Annotated in this window: 18 protein-coding genes; 7 read left to right on the top strand and 11 right to left on the bottom strand. The window is 60.3% G+C overall.

The genetic code is table 11. The annotated features are described in order from the left end of the window. Positions 1-39: 39 nt before the first annotated feature. Together lepB and lepA are read right to left on the bottom strand one after the other, a co-directional pair. Positions 40-1,017, bottom strand: a complete 978-nt coding sequence (gene lepB, locus ACJ8J1_RS00415) for a signal peptidase I (protein ID WP_033644122.1) — start codon at positions 1,015-1,017, stop codon at positions 40-42. 32 nt (positions 1,018-1,049) lie between these two features. Continuing rightward, on the bottom strand, positions 1,050-2,849 hold the full coding sequence (gene lepA, locus ACJ8J1_RS00410; RefSeq protein ID WP_019452315.1) for a translation elongation factor 4: 1,800 nt from the start codon (positions 2,847-2,849) through the stop codon (positions 1,050-1,052). A gap of 519 nt (positions 2,850-3,368) precedes the next feature. Here lepA and ACJ8J1_RS00405 point away from each other — a divergent pair. Then, positions 3,369-4,205, top strand: a complete 837-nt coding sequence (locus ACJ8J1_RS00405) for a hypothetical protein (RefSeq protein ID WP_033644123.1) — start codon at positions 3,369-3,371, stop codon at positions 4,203-4,205. Here the strand turns inward: ACJ8J1_RS00405 and rseC are convergent. From rseC to rpoE, 4 genes are read right to left on the bottom strand one after another with little or no spacing between them, the layout of a single operon-like run. Then, positions 4,202-4,678, bottom strand: coding sequence for a SoxR-reducing system protein RseC (rseC, locus tag ACJ8J1_RS00400; RefSeq protein ID WP_033644124.1), 477 nt, complete (start codon positions 4,676-4,678; stop codon positions 4,202-4,204). The two genes, ACJ8J1_RS00405 and rseC, sit on opposite strands and share 4 nt — an antisense overlap. After that, positions 4,678-5,634 (bottom strand): sigma-E factor regulatory protein RseB, encoded by a 957-nt coding sequence (gene rseB, locus ACJ8J1_RS00395; RefSeq protein ID WP_025303948.1) that lies wholly within the window; start codon positions 5,632-5,634, stop codon positions 4,678-4,680. Before rseB ends, rseC begins: the two co-directional genes overlap by 1 nt. Further along, positions 5,634-6,287, bottom strand: a complete 654-nt coding sequence (rseA, locus tag ACJ8J1_RS00390; protein ID WP_033644125.1) for an anti-sigma-E factor RseA — start codon at positions 6,285-6,287, stop codon at positions 5,634-5,636. The genes rseB and rseA overlap by 1 nt, the downstream gene beginning before the upstream one ends. A gap of 30 nt (positions 6,288-6,317) precedes the next feature. Beyond that, positions 6,318-6,893, bottom strand: a complete 576-nt coding sequence (gene rpoE / locus ACJ8J1_RS00385; RefSeq protein WP_004929136.1) for an RNA polymerase sigma factor RpoE — start codon at positions 6,891-6,893, stop codon at positions 6,318-6,320. Positions 6,894-7,107: 214 nt separating this feature from the next. Here rpoE and nadB point away from each other — a divergent pair, with 214 nt between their 5' ends. Then, the gene (nadB, locus tag ACJ8J1_RS00380; protein WP_016929796.1) at positions 7,108-8,709 is read left to right on the top strand and encodes an L-aspartate oxidase; all 1,602 of its coding nucleotides are present in this window, start codon (positions 7,108-7,110) and stop codon (positions 8,707-8,709) included. Positions 8,710-8,747: 38 nt separating this feature from the next. On the opposite strand, the gene trmN is transcribed toward nadB, so the two are convergent. Beyond that, positions 8,748-9,527, bottom strand: a complete 780-nt coding sequence (trmN, locus tag ACJ8J1_RS00375; protein WP_033644126.1) for a tRNA(1)(Val) (adenine(37)-N(6))-methyltransferase TrmN — start codon at positions 9,525-9,527, stop codon at positions 8,748-8,750. A 99-nt stretch (positions 9,528-9,626) separates the two neighbouring features. Between trmN and srmB the strand changes: the two genes are divergently transcribed. Continuing rightward, positions 9,627-10,949, top strand: coding sequence for an ATP-dependent RNA helicase SrmB (gene srmB / locus ACJ8J1_RS00370; protein ID WP_004929122.1), 1,323 nt, complete (start codon positions 9,627-9,629; stop codon positions 10,947-10,949). Positions 10,950-11,001: 52 nt separating this feature from the next. Here the strand turns inward: srmB and ACJ8J1_RS00365 are convergent, their stop codons facing one another. The 3 genes from ACJ8J1_RS00365 to grcA form a co-directional block, all read right to left on the bottom strand. Continuing rightward, entirely contained in the window at positions 11,002-11,757 is a 756-nt protein-coding gene (locus tag ACJ8J1_RS00365) for an ankyrin repeat domain-containing protein (RefSeq protein WP_033644127.1), read from the bottom strand. Continuing rightward, positions 11,750-12,709, bottom strand: coding sequence for a DUF2974 domain-containing protein (locus tag ACJ8J1_RS00360; RefSeq protein ID WP_033644128.1), 960 nt, complete (start codon positions 12,707-12,709; stop codon positions 11,750-11,752). Before ACJ8J1_RS00360 ends, ACJ8J1_RS00365 begins: the two co-directional genes overlap by 8 nt. Before the next feature lie 184 nt (positions 12,710-12,893). Continuing rightward, positions 12,894-13,277 carry an autonomous glycyl radical cofactor GrcA gene (gene grcA, locus ACJ8J1_RS00355; RefSeq protein WP_004929114.1) on the bottom strand — a complete coding sequence of 128 codons (384 nt, stop codon included), beginning with the start codon at positions 13,275-13,277 and terminating at the stop codon, positions 12,894-12,896. Between the two features lie 346 nt (positions 13,278-13,623). On the opposite strand from grcA, the gene ung reads away from it, so the two are divergent. Continuing rightward, complete coding sequence (gene ung / locus ACJ8J1_RS00350) at positions 13,624-14,307, top strand: uracil-DNA glycosylase (protein ID WP_004929112.1); 684 nt, start codon at positions 13,624-13,626, stop codon at positions 14,305-14,307. 56 nt (positions 14,308-14,363) lie between these two features. Here ung and grpE read toward each other — a convergent pair whose 3' ends face one another. Next, a complete protein-coding gene (grpE, locus tag ACJ8J1_RS00345; protein WP_025159545.1) occupies positions 14,364-14,948 on the bottom strand; it encodes a nucleotide exchange factor GrpE in 585 nt (194 codons plus the stop codon). Positions 14,949-15,073: 125 nt separating this feature from the next. On the opposite strand from grpE, the gene nadK reads away from it, so the two are divergent. From nadK to bamE, 3 genes are all read left to right on the top strand, one after another. After that, positions 15,074-15,952, top strand: a complete 879-nt coding sequence (nadK, locus tag ACJ8J1_RS00340; protein ID WP_004929107.1) for an NAD(+) kinase — start codon at positions 15,074-15,076, stop codon at positions 15,950-15,952. Positions 15,953-16,038: 86 nt separating this feature from the next. After that, entirely contained in the window at positions 16,039-17,700 is a 1,662-nt protein-coding gene (gene recN / locus ACJ8J1_RS00335) for a DNA repair protein RecN (protein ID WP_033644129.1), read from the top strand. A gap of 240 nt (positions 17,701-17,940) precedes the next feature. Further along, the gene (gene bamE / locus ACJ8J1_RS00330) at positions 17,941-18,279 is read left to right on the top strand and encodes an outer membrane protein assembly factor BamE (RefSeq protein ID WP_004929101.1); all 339 of its coding nucleotides are present in this window, start codon (positions 17,941-17,943) and stop codon (positions 18,277-18,279) included. Positions 18,280-18,300 lie beyond the last annotated feature (21 nt).

Genomic DNA, 18,300 nt, shown 5'->3' with positions numbered 1-18,300 from the left:
CAGGCTGCGGCGTGAAATTGACAGGGAATAAATCAGCGATTAATGAATGCCGCCAATCCGGCTGAAACGCACGCCGGTAGGCCACTCGCCTTCCTGCTTTTCAAAGCTCATCCAGATGGCCGTGGCTTTACCCACCAGATTCTTCTCCGGCACAAAGCCCCAGTAACGGCTGTCCGCGCTGTTGTCGCGGTTGTCGCCCATCATGAAGTAATGCCCGGCCGGCACCACCCACTCCGCCAGCGGTTTGCCCGGCTGTTGGTAGTAAGCGCCCACCTGATCCTGCGTGCCCGGCACGGTCAGGATGCGGTGCGTCACGTTGCCCAGGCTCTCCTGACGTTCACGCAGACGAATGCCGCCCTGCGGCACGTTGTCATTCAGCGGGATCTGGTAGAAACCGTTGCTGGCCTCGCCCATGCCACTGCGGCTGAACAGCTGTACGAAGTCGCTCGGCTGCGCGTCGGCGTAGGTGACCGCCAGCGCGGTATCGCAGGACTGCCCGCTGTTGCACGACGGCTGCACCGTAACGCGCTTATTCACCGGATCGTAAGTAATACGGTCGCCCGGCAGGCCAATCACGCGCTTGATATAATCCAGCTTCGGATCCAGCGGATATTTAAATACCGCAATATCGCCGCGCTTCGGATGACCGGTTTCAATTAGCGTGGTCTGGGTTATCGGATCTTTAATGCCGTAAGCATATTTCTCCACCAGAATGAAATCGCCAATCAACAGCGTCGGCATCATTGAGCCGGACGGGATTTGGAACGGTTCGTAAATAAACGAGCGCACCACAAAGACCAGCAGCAACACCGGGAAGACCGATGCCCCGGTCTCTACCCAGCCTGGCTGCTTAGCCACTTTCGCCAGCGTTTTATCGTCTACTGCGCCCGCGGTCTGCTCGTTGACCGCCGCAATCTTCGCGCGGCGGGCCGGCGCCCATTTAAAGCGCTCGAAGCACCAGATGATCCCGGTGACCAGGGTGGCCAACGCCAGGATCAGGGCAAACATATTCGCCATGCAAACTCCCTCGTTTCGCGAACTCGTCGCGGTTACTTGCCGTCTTTACCGACGTGCAGAATGGCCAGGAACGCTTCCTGCGGCAGCTCGACGTTGCCGACCTGCTTCATGCGTTTCTTACCGTCTTTCTGTTTCTGCAGCAGCTTTTTCTTACGGCTGACGTCACCGCCGTAGCATTTCGCCAGCACGTTTTTACGCAGCTGCTTCACGGTGGAGCGCGCGATGATGTGCGTGCCGATCGCCGCCTGAATCGCGATGTCGAACTGCTGACGCGGGATCAGATCTTTCATCTTTTCCACCAATTCACGGCCGCGATACTGCGAGTTGTCGCGGTGGGTGATCAGCGCCAGCGCATCCACGCGCTCGTTGTTGATCAGCACGTCCACGCGCACCATGTCGGAGGCCTGGAAGCGCTTGAAGTTGTAATCCAGCGACGCATAACCGCGCGACGTGGACTTCAGGCGGTCGAAGAAGTCGAGCACCACTTCCGCCATTGGGATTTCATAGGTCAACGCCACCTGGTTGCCGTGGTAGACCATGTTGGTCTGCACGCCGCGTTTCTCAACGCACAGGGTGATGACGTTGCCCAGGTATTCCTGCGGCATCAGCATGTGGCATTCGGCGATCGGCTCGCGCAGTTCCTGGATGTTGTTCAACGGCGGCAGCTTGGATGGGCTGTCGACGTAGATCACTTCTTTGCCGGTGGTTTCCACTTCGTAGACTACCGTCGGCGCGGTGGTGATCAGATCCAGATCGTATTCACGCTCCAGACGCTCCTGAATGATCTCCATGTGCAGCAGACCAAGGAAGCCGCAGCGGAAGCCGAAGCCCAACGCGGTGGAGCTTTCCGGTTCGTAGAACAGGGAGGCGTCGTTAAGGCTCAGCTTGCCCAGCGCATCGCGGAAAGATTCATAGTCGTCGGAGCTGATCGGGAACAGACCGGCGTACACCTGCGGCTTCACTTTTTTGAAGCCCGGCAACGCTTTATCCGCCGGCTGACGCGCCTGCGTCAGGGTATCGCCCACCGGCGCGCCGAGGATGTCTTTGATCGCACAGACCAGCCAGCCCACTTCGCCGCAGTTCAGCACGTCGCGATCGACCTGCTTCGGCGTGAAAATGCCCAAACGATCGGCGTTGTACACCTGGCCGGTGCTCATGACCTTGATCTTGTCGCCCTTGCGCAGCGTGCCGTTCTTGACGCGCACCAGCGACACGACGCCCAGGTAGTTATCGAACCAGGAGTCGATGATCAGCGCCTGCAGCGGCGCATCCGGATCGCCCTGCGGCGCAGGAATGTCGCGCACCAGGCGCTCCAGCACGTCGGGCACGCCGACGCCGGTTTTGGCCGAGCAGCGCACGGCATCGGTGGCGTCGATGCCGACGATGTCTTCAATTTCCTGCGCGGCGCGATCCGGATCGGCGGCCGGCAGGTCGATTTTGTTCAACACCGGCACCACTTCCAGATCCATTTCGATCGCGGTGTAGCAGTTGGCCAGCGTCTGGGCTTCTACGCCCTGACCGGCGTCCACCACCAGCAGCGCGCCTTCGCAGGCCGCCAGCGAGCGGGACACTTCATAGGAGAAGTCAACGTGGCCTGGGGTGTCGATAAAGTTAAGCTGATAGGTCTGCCCATCCAGCGCCTTGTAATCCAGCGTGACGCTCTGCGCCTTGATGGTGATGCCGCGCTCGCGCTCCAGATCCATGGAATCGAGCACCTGCGCAGCCATTTCACGGTCGGACAGGCCACCGCAAATTTGGATAATGCGGTCAGACAGCGTCGACTTACCGTGGTCAATATGGGCAATAATGGAGAAATTTCGTATATGCTTCATTATAAAAGTTTTTCTGCCTTGGTATTTCTGAATTACTCGCCTATAGAAACCCGCATGGACCTAAAGCGACAGTGAATGGGTTAGGCCGTCTTGCACCTGAATCGCTGCATTCTACATGCCACACCACTGAAAACCTAGCGATCGGTGCAGTGAAGGCATTCTATTATGCGCAGCTAAATGTTACAGGGCGCCCCGGCTGATGAAAACAGATGTTAACACGGGCTATACGGCCTGAACCCAAGGCTTGCAGGCGCTCCGTGGCCGTCAAACTCCGGCGCTAATACATAACCGGCCGCAGCGCAATAAACCCCTTCTGAAATTATCGAAAAAGAATATTTGGATCAACCTCTTAGAATTCGATTTTGCCCCACATCCTTTAGGAAAAACCCCATATACGCCACCACCGTCCCTCGGATAGAAAGGGCATGAACTCCGCGACAAAACATTATTCCGGGCACTACATCGGCAGCCCACCGGGGTTCACCAGCATATCTGCGTACGTTGATTGGAAGGTGCATTATGATCGATAAAGGGCAAATGCTGAGCCGGCACGATTTTTCGAAGGTCAACTGGGGCATTCTGGCGGCGGCGGCGCTGCTGTTCAGCGTGGGTGCGGCGCTGTTGGTGCTGCCGCTGCTGAGCAGCATTGATGAGAACGACGTCATCACGCTGTTGCAGGCCGGCGCGGGCACAATTTTACTCGGCTGTACGCTGCTGGCGCTGCGGCATTACCTGCGCCCGGTGTTGACGTATCGGCTCTACGAGCACGGCGTGCGGGTCTTTGACGGCCACCATCACAAAGAGCGTTTCATTCCGTTTGAGAAAATCGGCGACATCTATCGCTTTCGCGGCGGCAAGGCTTTTGGCGGGTTGTTTGACGTCACGGCGTTCCGCGCCGGCGCGGATCAGCCCTGGTGCACGGTCTTCAGCAATGTCGCCCATTCGTGGCGACTGGCGGACGTGATCGTCGATCAGCAGCTGCAGCAGCGCGGGCCATTGGCGTTGAACGCGCTCTATCAGGGGGAGACGGTGTCGTTTCACACGGTTGAGGGCGACGCACGCTGGCTGTGGCAGTTGCTGCTCGGCAAACGGCAAGGCACGCCGACCGAAACGCTGCGGCTGAGCGCCACCCTGCTGACCACTGAACGGGGCAACGTGCCTATCGAGCAGATCCGCGCGTTGGAAAATCATCCGCAGCGCGGCATCCGCTTATTCGACGGCCAGGGCAATGTGCTGTTCGCTATCAACGATGATTCGCTGCTCAGTGCCGATCTGTTCATCGCGCTGCTGGAACATATGATCCACAACCGCATCCCCGCCTATCACAACCCGGCGATGACGCGGCCGTCGGTTTAAATCAGCGGGGAGTTTTCCGCCTGCATGCGCAGTGCGGTAGGCGGTAAGCCAATCTGCAGCACCACCGGCTGATAGTCGGCCTGCTCGCCCAGACGCCGGGCCAAGCGGCGCGCCAGCATAAAGGCCACCCCGCCGCCCAGCACGGCGCCGACTGCCGCCGAGGCGTCGCTGCCGAAACAATATTGCAATAACGCGCCACCCAGCATCATGCCCAGCAGCGGCGTCAGGTAAACCAGCATGGCGGAGCGCAGCAGGCTGCCTTCCGCGATGCCGACCTCGACACGCTGCCCCGGCTCGAGCGGCTGATCGATATGCACCTGCAGCTGATGCTCGGTTTCCGGCACCAGCTCGTTCAACGCACGCGCGCCACAGCCGGAGCGCGCGGTGCAGCTGCCGCAGCCGGCCTTGGGTTCACAGCGCAGCAGCGCTACGCCCTGTTGCCACGAAACCACCGTGGCCCACTCTTTCATCATTACGGCGATACCTTGAAAGAAATGCTGTCGGCGATGCGTTTGGCCGTCGCCGGCGGCAATTCGCCCACAATCGTGATTTCGTTGCCCGCGCGCACTTCGGTCTGGATGGTGCGGCGCCCTTGACGGTAGTACTGCTGCCCGGCTCCGCTGCCCGCCGGGCTGACGTTGACCGAGAAGCTGAACAAGCCGTCGCTGTAAAGGCGGGATTCAACCGGCACGGCGACGTTAGGCAATTTGCGGCGGTTGCGCGCCACCTCGTCTACCCCCGCCGGCAGCCAGCCGGTGCTCCAGCTCAGCTGGACGTTTTCCACCGCCGGCAGCGACAGCAGCGGCGGCAGGTTGGCTTTGAGCAGCCCCTGCATCGCGCCCTGCACGTCGGCGCCGACCGCGAAGGAGATCACCCGATATTGCTCCAGCGTTTCGCCGTCGCGATCGAGCAAATCCACCCGCAGCGGCAGCTTGGTGTCCTCGTCCATCCAGACGATGTAGCTGTAGCGGGAACCGTCGCGCGCCACCACGCGCAGCACTTCACACGGCCGATCGGCGATGCGGGTGCTGCCCACGGAGATGAAGTCGTAGTACTTGGCCAGGCGGGTGAAATCGGCATAAACGATCGCCGGCAGCGCATCGACGATGTGATCGCCGGTGAGCGTGAACGGCTCCAGGCCGGGTTCGAAGTAGCTGATCCCGCCGCCGCGCTGCAGCACTTCGCGGCGCGGGCCGTCCATGTGCAACAGCTGGCCGAGCGGCACGTTGCCGATCACCGCATGGCGATAGCGCAACGACTCGATTCCCTGCTTGCTGATGCTGATGTAGGCGAGCTCGTAATTGAGAGAACGGCTGGCGCTGCTCATCTGTTGCAATAACGCCCCGGACGCAGTCGGCTGCGCCGGGGCGATGCTGGAATAGAGCAGGCTGCCCGTCAATAAACAAACGGAGAACCAGATTTGCTTCATTACTGCTGTTGCATTCCTAAAGACTGAGTTCCGGGAACCTGAATGGCAGCCTGTTGCGGATTGCTTTGCTCAAGCTGCAGCTGATCCGAATGCAGGCGACGTTGCAGTTCATAGTCCTGCAGCATGGCGTTGATACGCTTACGCTGTTCCTGCACCTGCTGCTGTTGGCCGCTGCCGGTGGAGAAACTGTCGGCAGGAACGCCCAGGCTGACCGGTGAGGCCTGGCCCATGATCGGCAGCGTGGTGAAGGCCGGCGATTCGGACGCGTTCGATGACGCAGAAGGCTGGTTGTAGTGCTGCACGCCGACGATGACCGCCAGCGACACGCAGGCCGCCATGCCGATTTGCGTAATCTGGCTCGCCCAAGGACGCACTTTGTCCCAGAACGGCATTTTCTGCCAGGTGTGAGGCTGCGGCTGAGATTCCTGGACGGCGGAAGGCACCAGCCGGGCAGGTTCTTTCTCAAGTGCAGCGGCGACGCGATCGGCGATATCGAAATGCATCACTTGTCCGATATCACCCCGCAGTGTGTCACGTATCAGGTGATAGCTCTGCCAGCTTTGCTGAAGCGTTCGATCTTGCGACAGAGAACTCAACAGCTCGCTGTCGAACGATTCACCATCCATCAGAGCGGAAAGCTTTTCTTTCTGCATGCCTAAGTACCCTTCCTGTGCCCGCCATTGCTAACGCTGGATCAGCGGTTGAACTTTATTATCGATAGCTTCCCGGGCGCGGAAAATACGCGAACGTACGGTTCCGACCGGGCAATCCATGATGGCGGCTATCTCTTCGTAGCTTAGACCATCCAACTCCCGCAGGGTAATCGCCATGCGAAGATCCTCAGGGAGAGACTCAATGGTACGGAAAACTATCTGTCTCAGCTCTTCTGACAACATTAAGTTCTCAGGGTTCGAAATTTCTTTCAGTGCGCCCGCACTTTCGTAATTTTCCGCATCGTTGGCGTCCACATCACTGGATGGCGGACGGCGCCCCTGAGCAACCAGATAATTCTTTGCCGTGTTCACGGCGATTCGATACAACCAGGTATAAAAAGCGCTGTCGCCACGGAACGATTCCAGTGCGCGATAGGCCTTGATAAACGACTCCTGCACCACATCGGGCACATCGCCCTGCGGCACATAGCGGGAAACGAGACTCGCCACCTTATGCTGATAGCGCACTACCAGTAGGTTAAACGATTTCTGGTCGCCCTTTTGGACCCGCTCAACCAGAACTTGATCCGTTAACTGCTCGCTCATCCGAGGTAAACTCTCCCCAAATCCGTCTCCACGCGTAAAATTGTACTGCCAGCCATACATTATTTTCCTGAGCAAGCACTCGCTTGGAGTTCATATAGAACACGAAGTTCCATATCGCCATTGTTTTTTCTGTTGATGTCACCCTATCCGTGGCTTTTGCCCGGACAGTTAGGCTAACATGAAATTCACTCTTCTTCTGCACACATCATACGTTATGCAACCATCATCTGAACATGTTAGCGATGTACTGATCGTCGGCAGCGGCGCTGCGGGCCTGTCACTGGCGCTGCGCCTGGCGCAGCATTGCAAGGTTACCGTTCTCAGCAAGGGGCCGCTCAGCGAGGGGGCCACCTTTTACGCCCAAGGCGGGATCGCCGCGGTGTTCGATGAGACGGACAGCATTGCCTCACACGTTGATGACACTTTGATTGCCGGCGCCGGCCTGTGCGACAAAGAGGCCGTCGAATTCATCGCCGGCAACGCGCGCCACTGCGTGCAGTGGCTGATCGATCAGGGTGTGCTGTTCGACACCGAGGTCAACGCGCAGGGCGAGGCGCATTATCACCTCACGCGCGAAGGCGGCCACAGCCATCGCCGCATCCTGCACGCCGCGGACGCTACCGGTAAGGAAGTAGAGACCACGCTGGTGGGGAAAGCAAGCGCTCACCCCAATATTTGCGTGATGGAACGCCGCAACGCGGTTGACCTTATTACCTCGAACAAAATCGGCCTGCCGGGCACCCGCCGAGTCGTGGGCGCTTACGTCTGGAACCGCGAGCTCGAGCGGGTGGAAACCTACCGCGCCAAAACGGTGGTGCTGGCCACCGGCGGCGCGGCCAAGGTATACCAATACACCACCAACCCGGACATCTCCTCCGGCGACGGCATCGCCATGGCCTGGCGCGCCGGCTGCCGGGTCGCCAACCTGGAGTTCAACCAGTTCCACCCGACCTGCCTGTTCCACCCACAGGCGCGCAACTTCCTGCTGACCGAAGCGCTGCGCGGCGAAGGGGCTTACCTGAAGCGCCCGGACGGCAGCCGCTTTATGCCCGATTTCGACCCGCGTGGCGAACTGGCCCCGCGCGATATCGTCGCCCGCGCCATCGACCATGAAATGAAGCGCCTGGGCGCCGACTGCATGTACCTGGATATCAGCCACAAGCCGGCGGAGTTCATCACCCAGCATTTCCCGATGATCCACGAAAAGCTGCTGACGCTGGGCTTCGATCTGACTCGGCAACCGATCCCCATCGTCCCGGCGGCGCACTACACCTGCGGCGGCGTGATGGTCGATCAGCACGGCCGCACCGATCTCGACGGGCTGTACGCCATCGGCGAGGTCAGCTACACCGGCCTGCACGGCGCCAATCGCATGGCGTCGAACTCGCTGCTGGAGTGCCTGGTTTACGGTTGGTCGGCGGCGGAAGACATTCTGCAGCGCCTGCCGTTCATCCAGCAGGCCAAACAGGTGCCGCACTGGGATGAAAGCCGGGTGGACGATGCGGACGAACGGGTGGTGATTCAACACAACTGGCACGAGCTGCGGCTGTTCATGTGGGATTACGTCGGCATCGTGCGCACCACCAAGCGCCTTGAGCGCGCCCTGCGCCGCATCAACACGCTGCAGGCGGAAATCGACGAGTACTACGCGCACTTCCGCATCTCCAACAACCTGCTGGAGCTGCGCAATCTGGTGCAGGTGGCCGAGCTTATCGTGCGCAGCGCCATGGCGCGCAAAGAGAGCCGCGGCCTGCACTACACGCTGGACTACCCGGATTTGCTGCCGGAAGCGCTGCCGACCATTTTGCAACCTTAAACTCTGCGACAGGGCGCCTTATCGGCGCCCTTTTCTTTTCAGTAGAACAGGTAGAAGTCGGTGATCAACCGGCGGAAATCGTCGGTATAGCTGCCGTCGGCCTGTTTGATCGCCAGCGCCTGCTCCCGCAGCGGCGTTTCCCGCCGCGTCAGCGCCAGCAACATCCGGTGCAGCGGCGTATCGGCCCGATCGCTGACGTTCACTTTCGCCGCCGTGTGCCAACCGCTTTGCTGCGCCAGGCGTTCGAATTCGGCGCCGATGTCGTGCGGCAGCACCACGCAGAACGTGCCCTGCGCGGCCAACAGCTGCGCGGCGCAGGCCAACAGCGCCTCGTGCGTCAGGGTTTCGGTGTAGCGCGCGTTGTGGCGCGCCTGATCGCGGCAGGCCACCGCCGGCTCAAAATAAGGCGGATTGCTGACGATCAGATCATACTCAGCGGCATGCTGCTGCGCATAATGGTGAATATCCTGCGCATGCACGCGGATGCGCTGCGGCCACGGCGATTCCGCCGCGTTTTCGCGCGCCTGGCCGGCGGCGGCTTCATCCAGCTCCACCGCGTCGATGGTCACTTCGTCGCCGCTGCGCTGCGCCAGCATCAGCGCGATCAGCCCGCTGCCGCTGCCGATGTCCAGCACCCGGCGCGCCTGCCCCAGCGGCGCCCAGGCGCCGAGCAGCACCCCGTCGGTGCCCACTTTCATGGCGCAACGATCGTGGGCGACAAAGAATTGTTTAAAGGTAAAACCCCCGCGGCGCGGGGTAAAATCGGCTTTCGATCGCTTGCTCACACTCACCACCTGGCTATAAAACTGGCGTAGCATAAGGCAATCTGATCGGCGGGAAAAGAGCGGCTTTCCGCTTAAATAGGTGAAGATCGCGGCCAACCCGTCTATAATCGGCGCCCCAAGTAGAGGTAGACCATGACAGCAACCACTTTTTCCGAACTCGAACTCGATGATCGCCTGATCGACGCGCTGCGCGACAAAGGCTACGATCGCCCCACCGCCATTCAGGCCGCTGCGATCCCGCCGGCGATGGACGGGCGCGACGTCTTAGGTTCGGCTCCGACCGGCACCGGCAAAACCGCCGCCTTCCTGCTGCCCGTGTTGCAGCACCTGCTGGACTTTCCACGCAAGAAATCCGGCCCGCCGCGCGTGCTGATCCTGACGCCAACGCGTGAACTGGCGATGCAGGTCGCCGATCAGGCGCGTGAATTGGCTGCTCATACCTCGCTGGATATCGCCACCATCACCGGCGGCGTCGCTTACATGAACCACGCGGAAGTGTTCAGCGAAAACCAGGACGTGGTGGTCGCCACCACCGGCCGCTTGCTGCAATACATTAAAGAAGAGAACTTCGACTGCCGCGCGGTGGAAACCCTGATCCTCGACGAAGCCGACCGCATGCTCGACATGGGCTTCGCGCAGGACATCGAAACCATCTCCGCCGAAACCCGCTGGCGCAACCAGACGCTGCTGTTCTCCGCCACGCTGGAAGGCGAAGCGATCCGCGAATTCGCCGAGCGCATCCTGAAAGAGCCGGTGGAAGTGGAAGCCGATCCGTCGCGCCGCGAACGCAAAAAGATCCTGCAATGGTACTATCGCGCCGATGACGTGCAGCACAAAACCGCGCTGCTGATCCACCTGCTGAAGCAGCCGGACGTGCAGAAATCGGTGATCTTCGTGCGCAAGCGCGAGCGCGTGCATGAGCTGGCCACCTGGCTGCGCGAAGCGGGCATCAACACCTGCTATCTCGAAGGCGAAATGGTGCAGGCCAAACGCAACGAAGCGGTCAAACGCATGATGGATGGCCGGGTTAACGTGCTGGTGGCCACCGACGTTGCCGCGCGCGGCCTGGATATCCTCGATATCACCCACGTGTTCAACTTCGACATGCCGCGCACTGCGGATACCTACCTGCACCGCATCGGCCGTACCGGCCGCGCCGGGCGCAAAGGCACTGCCATTTCGCTGGTGGAAGCGCACGACCATCTGCTGCTGGGCAAAGTGGGCCGTTACCTGAACGAGCCGCTGAAAGCGCGCGTGATCGACGAACTGCGGCCGAAAACCAAGGTGCCGAACGAGAAGAGCAACGGTAAACCGTCGAAGAAAGTGCTGGCCAAGCGCGCGGAAGACAAGGCGAAGAACAAAGAAAAGGCCAAGGTGAAAGTGCGCCATCGCGACGCCAAAAACGTCGGCAAACGCCGTCAGGCGAAGGCCAAACCGGCCGGCGACGCGCAATAACCGCCGCTGCCTAAGAAAAAACCGCCTGTACAGGCGGTTTTTTTATGGGCGTTTACTGCTGCGCGTAATGCGTGGCCAGGCGGCGCCCCTGCAGCCATTTATCCAGCTCGCGGAACTGCGCCTTCAGCTCGTCATTCTGCAAATGCGCCGGCGTTTGCGAGAAGTAAAACTGGAACGCATAACCCTGCTGATTGCGCGCCCGGGCATCGGCACCGGCCTGCAACAGCAACAGCGCTAGGTGCGGCGCGTTGATCTTCGCCGCCAGATGCAGCGGGGTATCCCCCAGCCGATCGCTCAACGTGGTGTCCGCCCCGGCCGCCAGCAGCAGCCGCAACTGCTCCTCACGCCCGGCCAGCACCGCCGCCGCGAGCGGCGTGGCGCCGGTAACGGCATTGCGCACGTTCACCGGCGCCCCTTCGGTCAGCAACAACCGCAGATACTGTGCGTCTTGCAACATCGCCGCGGTGTGCAGCGCGCTGTTGCCGTCCAGCCCCGCCGTCGCCGGGTCGGCACCGAGCTCCAGCAACGTCTGCACGCTGGCCGGCTGTTGCGAAAGCACCGCCCACTGCAACAGCGTGACCTGCCGATCGCCCCGTTCGCGCAAGCGATCCTGCGTGGCCTGCGCACCGATGCCCTGCGTATCGCCGCGCGCCACCGCCTGAGCCAGCGCCTGGTTGCTGCGGCCGTCAAACGGTGAAATCTCCTGCCCCATCTGTTGCTCCTTAGCCATCATCAGTAAACCGGTCACCGCGACCAGCGCCAGTAAGGCTATCGCCAGCGCCCGCCGCAAGCGACCCCCTTCAGGCATTGGCCTTCGCCTCCCACGGCTTTTGTTCCGCCATCGAGCTTATCACCTTGTCGATGCCGTGCGCCGTCAGGCTGCGATCCAGATGCTTGCTCGGCCGCCAGTCATCGATGCCGGTCAGGGTATCGTTGTTGGCCAGGGTAATGTTGTGGCCGATGGCGTCCGGGATCAGCGAAGTCGATTCCTGGGTGCTGGTCAGCATGTCATATTGCTCGCTGTAACGGCGAATGCCGCCGGCTTCGGCGTCTTTCTTCGCCGCCGCCGGATCGATCCCCAGGCGATTCAGGGTGTAATCCGACACCCCGGCCGCATTGAAGGTGACCGCGACGGTGCCGGTCGCCAGCGCCGCCGTGGCCGCCAGACCGCCGCCGAGCGAATGACCGGCGATCACCAGCGCATCGCCGAAGGCCGCCTTGGCGCTTTTGGCGGCGGCAACCGCCTGATTGTACTGCACATCGTCATACCCCGTCGCCTGCCGCACGTTGCTCAGCCAGTCGCGCCAGTCGTTGGTGCCGGCGAACGCCAACACATACTGCTTGTCGTTGCTGTAAATCCCGGCCTGGAAACCGCTGCCCGCGTCGTGCAGGCTGGCGGGATCGATACCGAAACCGAGCAGCGCGCTGTCGCTCAGACGGTTGAACCCGGCGGCGCCCTGGCCGTTCAGCGAGTAAACGTCCTTGGCCAACAGCGCCAACGCATAATCGCCTTCCTGAGATTGTTGTCCCCGGGTCACGCCCGGCGCAACCGCCGTCGGCGCCGCCGCGGAGATATCGCCGACCAGCGTATTCAACAGGTTCTGCGCGTTCAGCGTATTCTGAGAAGGGGTGGCCACCGGCGCCGGATTTGCCGGCGCGGCCGCAGGCTGCGATGCCGTCGCCGTTTCGGCAGCGGCGCGAGGTGTAGGGATCGCGGCCACCGGGGATACTGCAGAGGTAAAACTTAAAGGCATACTCATGCCGACTCCTTGTCGATAGACTTTTTTATTTAGCACCTGAATAGGTGCTGATTTAGCTATCGGCAGGTCGGATGAGTTCTGTATCAGGAATGCTTATCTTTGTGCAGAATGTGATCCGCCTTCAGTTTTCGGCTATCAAGCACAAAAAAGGGAGCCGAAGCTCCCTGATTGACTGCGCCGCCGATTACAGGCTTTCGGTAAAGGTGCGGGCGATAACGTCGCGCTGCTGTTCCGGCGTCAGGGAATTGAAACGCACCGCATAGCCGGACACGCGGATGGTCAGCTGCGGGTATTTTTCCGGATGCTTGACCGCGTCTTCCAGGGTTTCGCGACGCAGCACGTTGACGTTGAGGTGCTGGCCGCCTTCCACGCGCACGGTCGGCTGCATTTCCAGCGGCACTTCACGGTATTCGATCTGGCCCAGATCGCTGACCGCGACAACCTGATCTTCCGCGTAGTTGGCCTTGGCGCACACGCAGCGAGCTTCCGCTTTTTCATCGTCCAGCAGCCAGAAAGAATTCACCAGCGCCTGGTCGTTCGCTTTGGTAATTTGAATACCGGTAATCATTATGTTGCCTCCGTACAAGGGCGTAAAAATTCACATCGTGAGAAAACCCAATTCTGGTTTCGGCCATTTGGTAAAACCATTGTTGTCTTGTTGTTCTGTATACCAGCCTGACCGGGCCAGTTCTTTGATTAAAGTCAATTTTTACCGGGTAGGCACAGGGCGTGAAGGGGCAAATTTATGTTTTATATCAATTTTCCCACTGCGGCAAAAACCAATTATTTTTGTAAATTTTCAAAAATAATTGCATAAGGCACGGCGGCGAGAAATGAAAAGCGGGTTTCGCTGCGCGTGCTGAAACGGTAAGCTATAGCCCATGAATTGCTAAAGAAAACAAAGGAGAGCGTTTATGGCCACCTCCCTCACCTGGCATGACGTGATCGGCAAAGAGAAAGAGCAGCCCTATTTTGTTGAAACGCTCGCCTTTGTTGCCGCTGAGCGCCAGGCCGGTAAGACCATTTATCCACCGCAGAAAGACGTGTTCAACGCGTTCCGCTTTACCGAGCTGGCGGACGTCAAAGTCGTCATCCTCGGCCAGGATCCCTACCACGGCCCCAATCAGGCGCACGGCCTCTCTTTCTCGGTGCGCCCCGGCGTGCCGGCGCCGCCGTCGCTGGTGAACATGTATAAAGAGCTGGCGACCGACATTCCCGGTTTCGAACGCCCGGATCACGGCTACCTGCAAAGCTGGGCCGAACAGGGGGTGCTGCTGCTCAATACCGTGCTGACGGTGGAAGGCGGCCGCGCGCACTCGCACGCCAACCTGGGCTGGGAAACCTTTACCGATAAAGTGATCGCCGCCCTGAACGAGAACCGCGAAGGCGTGGTGTTCCTGCTGTGGGGCTCGCACGCGCAGAAGAAAGGCAACTTTATCGACCGCAACCGCCACCATGTGCTGAAGGCGCCGCACCCGTCGCCGCTCTCCGCGCACCGCGGTTTCCTCGGCTGCCGCCACTTCTCGCAGGCCAATCAGCTGCTGGAGCAGCAAGGGCTCACGCCGATCGACTGGATGCCGCGCCTGCCGCAGGCGTAGTCCAGAGACAAAAAAGGCACCCTCGGGTGCCTTTCTTTATGCCGTTGCCGGGGCGATTACGCCTTGGCTTTGGAGACCGCGACCATCGCCGGACGCAGCAGGCGGCCGTTCAGCGTATAGCCTTTCTGCATCACCATCATCACGTGGTTCGGCTGGTGATCGGCGGATTCCATCATGCTCATCGCCTGATGCACTTCCGGGTTGAACGGCACGTTGACGTCGCCGACGATTTCGATGCCGTACTTGCGCACCACGTCCAGCAGCGATTTCAGCGTCAGCTCGATGCCTTCGATCATCGCGGCCAGTTCCGGATTGTTTTTATCCGCCAGATCCAGCGCGCGCTCCAGGTTGTCGATCACCGGCAGCAGATCGCCGGAGAATTTCTCCAGGGCGAACTTGTGCGCTTTCTCGACGTCCAGTTCGGCGCGGCGACGGATGTTCTCCGCTTCCGCTTTGGCGCGCAGCAGGCTGTCGCGCTCGTGCTGCTGAGCTTCCGCCAGTTGGGCTTCCAGTTCGGCGATACGCGCATCGCGCAGATCGACGCCTTCCGCCGCTTCCGGCAGCGTATCCTCGTGATGAGCGTGTTGTTCCATTTCTTCCGAGACTTGCTCGTTTGGCGTCTTCTGTTCTTTACTACTCATGAATATCTCCGCGTTTTAGCATTAATCTCGCAACTTGGCTTATTATGGGGATCAAAACCGGGGTTTCAAGTCAACCGGTCACAATGTGGGGCATAAACGGGTCCCGGTGAGGAAAATCACAACAAATGAATAAAAAATTCGCCTGTATTGGCATTGTTGGCCACCCACGTCACCCTTCAGCGCTGGCAACCCACGAGATGCTGTTCCACTGGCTGGTGGCCCGCGGCTATTCGGTGATGGTCGAACGCCAAATCGCCCATGATTTGGGGCTGAAAGACGCCGTCACCGGCAGCCTGGCGGATATCGGCCAGCGCGCCGATCTGGCGGTGGTGGTCGGCGGCGACGGCAACATGCTCGGCGCCGCGCGCGTGCTGGCGCGCTACGACATCAAGGTGATCGGGGTCAACCGCGGCAACCTCGGTTTCCTCACCGATCTCGATCCCGACAACGCCCTGCAGCAGCTGGCGGACGTGCTGGAAGGCGAGTACATCGACGAACAGCGTTTCCTGCTGGAAACCATCGTGCATAAAGAGCACCAGCAGTGCCGCATCAGCACCGCCATCAACGAAGTGGTGCTGCACCCCGGCAAAGTGGCGCACATGATCGAATTCGAGGTGTATATCGACGATCGCTTCGCCTTCTCGCAGCGCTCGGACGGCCTGATCATCGCCACGCCGACCGGCTCCACCGCCTACTCGCTCTCCGCCGGTGGGCCGATCCTCACCCCGTCGCTGGAGGCGATCGCGCTGGTGCCGATGTTCCCGCACACCCTTTCCGCCCGGCCGCTGGTGATCAACGGCGACAGCACCATCCGCCTGAAATTCTCGCAGATCGGCAGCGATCTGGAGATCAGCTGCGACAGCCAGATCGCACTGCCGATCCAGGAAGGCGAAGAAGTGCTGATCCGCCGCAGCAACTTCCATCTGAACCTGATTCACCCGAAGGACTACAGCTATTTCAACACGTTAAGCACCAAGTTGGGCTGGTCGAAAAAATTGTTCTAAAATCTGCATCGGCCACTTTACTGTATATAAAACCAGTTTATACTGTATGAAACTACAGTTATGTGTTTATACACAGGAAGGTTCCCATGCTGGCGCAATTAACCATCAGCAACTTTGCTATCGTTCGTGAGTTGGAAATTGATTTTCAACCGGGCATGACGGCGATCACCGGTGAAACCGGCGCCGGCAAATCCATCGCCATCGATGCGCTGGGGCTGTGCCTCGGCAACCGCGCCGACGGCAACGTGGTGCGCCTGGGAGCCGCCCGCGCCGACATCTGCGCCCGCTTCTCGCTGGCGGACACCCCGTCCGCGCGCGCGTGGCTGGAGCAAAACCAGCTGGACGACAGCAACGAATGCCTGCTGCGCCGGGTGATCAACGCCGACGGCCGTTCGCGCGGCTTTATCAACGGCACCGCCGTGCCGCTGTCGCAGCTGCGTGAGCTGGGGCAACGCCTGATCCAAATCCACGGTCAACACGCCCATCAGCTGCTGCTCAAGCCGGAGCACCAAAAAGCGCTGCTCGACGCCTACGCCGACGAACCCGCCCTGCTGGCGGCGATGAGCCAGGCCTACCAACGTTGGCATCAGAGCTGCCGCGAGCTGGCGCACCATCAGCAGCAGTCCATCGAGCGCGAAGCGCGCAAGCAGCTGCTGCAATACCAATTGAAAGAGCTGAACGAATTCGCGCCGCAGGCCGGCGAGTTCGAACAGACCGACGCCGAGTACAAGCGCCTGGCCAACAGCGGCCAACTGCTGACCCTCAGCCAGCAAACGCTGCAGCTGCTGGCCGACAGCGACGAGAACAACATGCTCAGCCAGCTTTACAGCGCCAAACACCTGCTGCTTGAGCTGGCCGGGCTGGACGATAAGCTCAGCGGTCTGCTGGACATGCTGGAAGAGGCCTCTATCCAGATCAGCGAAGCCAGCGACGAACTGCGCCATTACGCCGATCGCATGGATCTCGATCCCAATCGCCTGCACGAGCTGGAACAGCGCCTGTCGCGTCAAATCAGCCTGGCGCGCAAACACCAGGTCGCGCCGGAAGAGCTGCCGCAGCTGCATCAGCAGTTGCTGGATGAACAGCAGCTGCTGTCTCAGCAGGAAAGCGACCATGAGCACCTGAACGAGGCGGTGACCCTGCATCATCAGCAGGCGCTAGCGCTGGCGGAACAGCTGCACCAGAAACGCCTGCACTACGCCGCCGAGCTGACCACGCTCATCACCGACAGCATGCAGGCACTCTCCATGCCGCACGGCAAATTCAACATCGACGTGCGCTTCGAACCGCAGCACCTTAGCGCCGAAGGGGCCAGCCGCACCGAGTTCTGCGTCTCCACCAACCCGGGGCAGCCGCTGCAGCCGCTGGCGAAGGTCGCCTCCGGCGGTGAGCTGTCGCGCATCGCGCTGGCCATTCAGGTGATCACCGCCCGCAAGATGGAAACTCCGGCGCTGATCTTCGATGAGGTGGACGTGGGCATCAGCGGCCCGACCGCCGCCATCGTCGGCCGTCTGCTGCGCCAGCTCGGCGAATCCACCCAGGTGATGTGCGTCACCCACCTGCCGCAGGTGGCTGGATGCGGGCATCAGCACCTGTTCGTCAGCAAGCAGACCGACGGCACGGTCACCGAAACCCAGATGGCACCGCTGGATAAACGCGCCCGGCTGCAGGAGCTGGCGCGCCTGCTCGGCGGCAGCGAAGTCACCCGCAATACGTTGGCGAACGCCAAAGAACTGCTGGCGGCATAAAAAAGCTCAACTTTTTCACTTTCCTGCGGTCTGACAGTGACGCTGTTGGCCCGAGAAATATCTAAAGTGCGGCGCGGCGGTGATCCAAAGCCATCTCAACAGCCTGAAAAAGGCCAAGCGCTTGAGGTGCTAAAGGAAAGCCAATGCGTCGCAACGTGAAAGATGAAGGGTATAAAGGTTTCCAACTGCCGCAAGGTCTATTATCATCGGCATCCTATGCCCTAAAGGAATGTGATTACTATGCGCTGTAAAACGCTGACTGCCGCCGCTGTAGTTCTTGTGATGCTGACTGCAGGCTGTTCTACTTTTGAAAAGGTGGTTTATCGTCCTGACATCAACCAGGGGAACTACCTGACGTCGACCGACGTGGCGAAAATTCAGAAAGGGATGACCCAACAACAGGTCGCTTACACATTGGGCACCCCAATGCTGCAAGACCCGTTCGGAACTCAGACGTGGTTCTATGTGTTCCGCCAGCAGCCTGGCCATGAAGATATCACCCAGCAGACGCTGACGCTGACCTTCGACAGCGCAGGCGTGTTGACCGACATCCAGAACAAACCGGCGCTGACCAAGTAATCGGCGCTGACCGCTCTTCCG

The sequence above is a fragment of the Serratia sp. CY37869 genome (assembly GCF_052168895.1).
Lineage (GTDB): Bacteria > Pseudomonadota > Gammaproteobacteria > Enterobacterales > Enterobacteriaceae > Serratia > Serratia ureilytica.
Note: the sequence above shows the minus strand (reverse complement) of the source record. Positions and strands in the feature narration are given on the sequence as shown.

Bases quoted from the DNA above. Each gene is read 5' to 3' on its own strand.
- lepB (WP_033644122.1), bottom strand. From the start codon at position 1,017: ATGGCGAATATGTTTGCCCTGATCCTGGCGTTGGCCACCCTGGTCACC.
- lepA (WP_019452315.1), bottom strand. From the start codon at position 2,849: ATGAAGCATATACGAAATTTCTCCATTATTGCCCATATTGACCACGGT.
- ACJ8J1_RS00405 (WP_033644123.1), top strand. From the start codon at position 3,369: ATGATCGATAAAGGGCAAATGCTGAGCCGGCACGATTTTTCGAAGGTC.
- rseC (WP_033644124.1), bottom strand. From the start codon at position 4,678: ATGATGAAAGAGTGGGCCACGGTGGTTTCGTGGCAACAGGGCGTAGCG.
- rseB (WP_025303948.1), bottom strand. From the start codon at position 5,634: ATGAAGCAAATCTGGTTCTCCGTTTGTTTATTGACGGGCAGCCTGCTC.
- rseA (WP_033644125.1), bottom strand. From the start codon at position 6,287: ATGCAGAAAGAAAAGCTTTCCGCTCTGATGGATGGTGAATCGTTCGAC.
- rpoE (WP_004929136.1), bottom strand. From the start codon at position 6,893: ATGAGCGAGCAGTTAACGGATCAAGTTCTGGTTGAGCGGGTCCAAAAG.
- nadB (WP_016929796.1), top strand. From the start codon at position 7,108: ATGCAACCATCATCTGAACATGTTAGCGATGTACTGATCGTCGGCAGC.
- trmN (WP_033644126.1), bottom strand. From the start codon at position 9,527: ATGCTACGCCAGTTTTATAGCCAGGTGGTGAGTGTGAGCAAGCGATCG.
- srmB (WP_004929122.1), top strand. From the start codon at position 9,627: ATGACAGCAACCACTTTTTCCGAACTCGAACTCGATGATCGCCTGATC.
- ACJ8J1_RS00365 (WP_033644127.1), bottom strand. From the start codon at position 11,757: ATGCCTGAAGGGGGTCGCTTGCGGCGGGCGCTGGCGATAGCCTTACTG.
- ACJ8J1_RS00360 (WP_033644128.1), bottom strand. From the start codon at position 12,709: ATGAGTATGCCTTTAAGTTTTACCTCTGCAGTATCCCCGGTGGCCGCG.
- grcA (WP_004929114.1), bottom strand. From the start codon at position 13,277: ATGATTACCGGTATTCAAATTACCAAAGCGAACGACCAGGCGCTGGTG.
- ung (WP_004929112.1), top strand. From the start codon at position 13,624: ATGGCCACCTCCCTCACCTGGCATGACGTGATCGGCAAAGAGAAAGAG.
- grpE (WP_025159545.1), bottom strand. From the start codon at position 14,948: ATGAGTAGTAAAGAACAGAAGACGCCAAACGAGCAAGTCTCGGAAGAA.
- nadK (WP_004929107.1), top strand. From the start codon at position 15,074: ATGAATAAAAAATTCGCCTGTATTGGCATTGTTGGCCACCCACGTCAC.
- recN (WP_033644129.1), top strand. From the start codon at position 16,039: ATGCTGGCGCAATTAACCATCAGCAACTTTGCTATCGTTCGTGAGTTG.
- bamE (WP_004929101.1), top strand. From the start codon at position 17,941: ATGCGCTGTAAAACGCTGACTGCCGCCGCTGTAGTTCTTGTGATGCTG.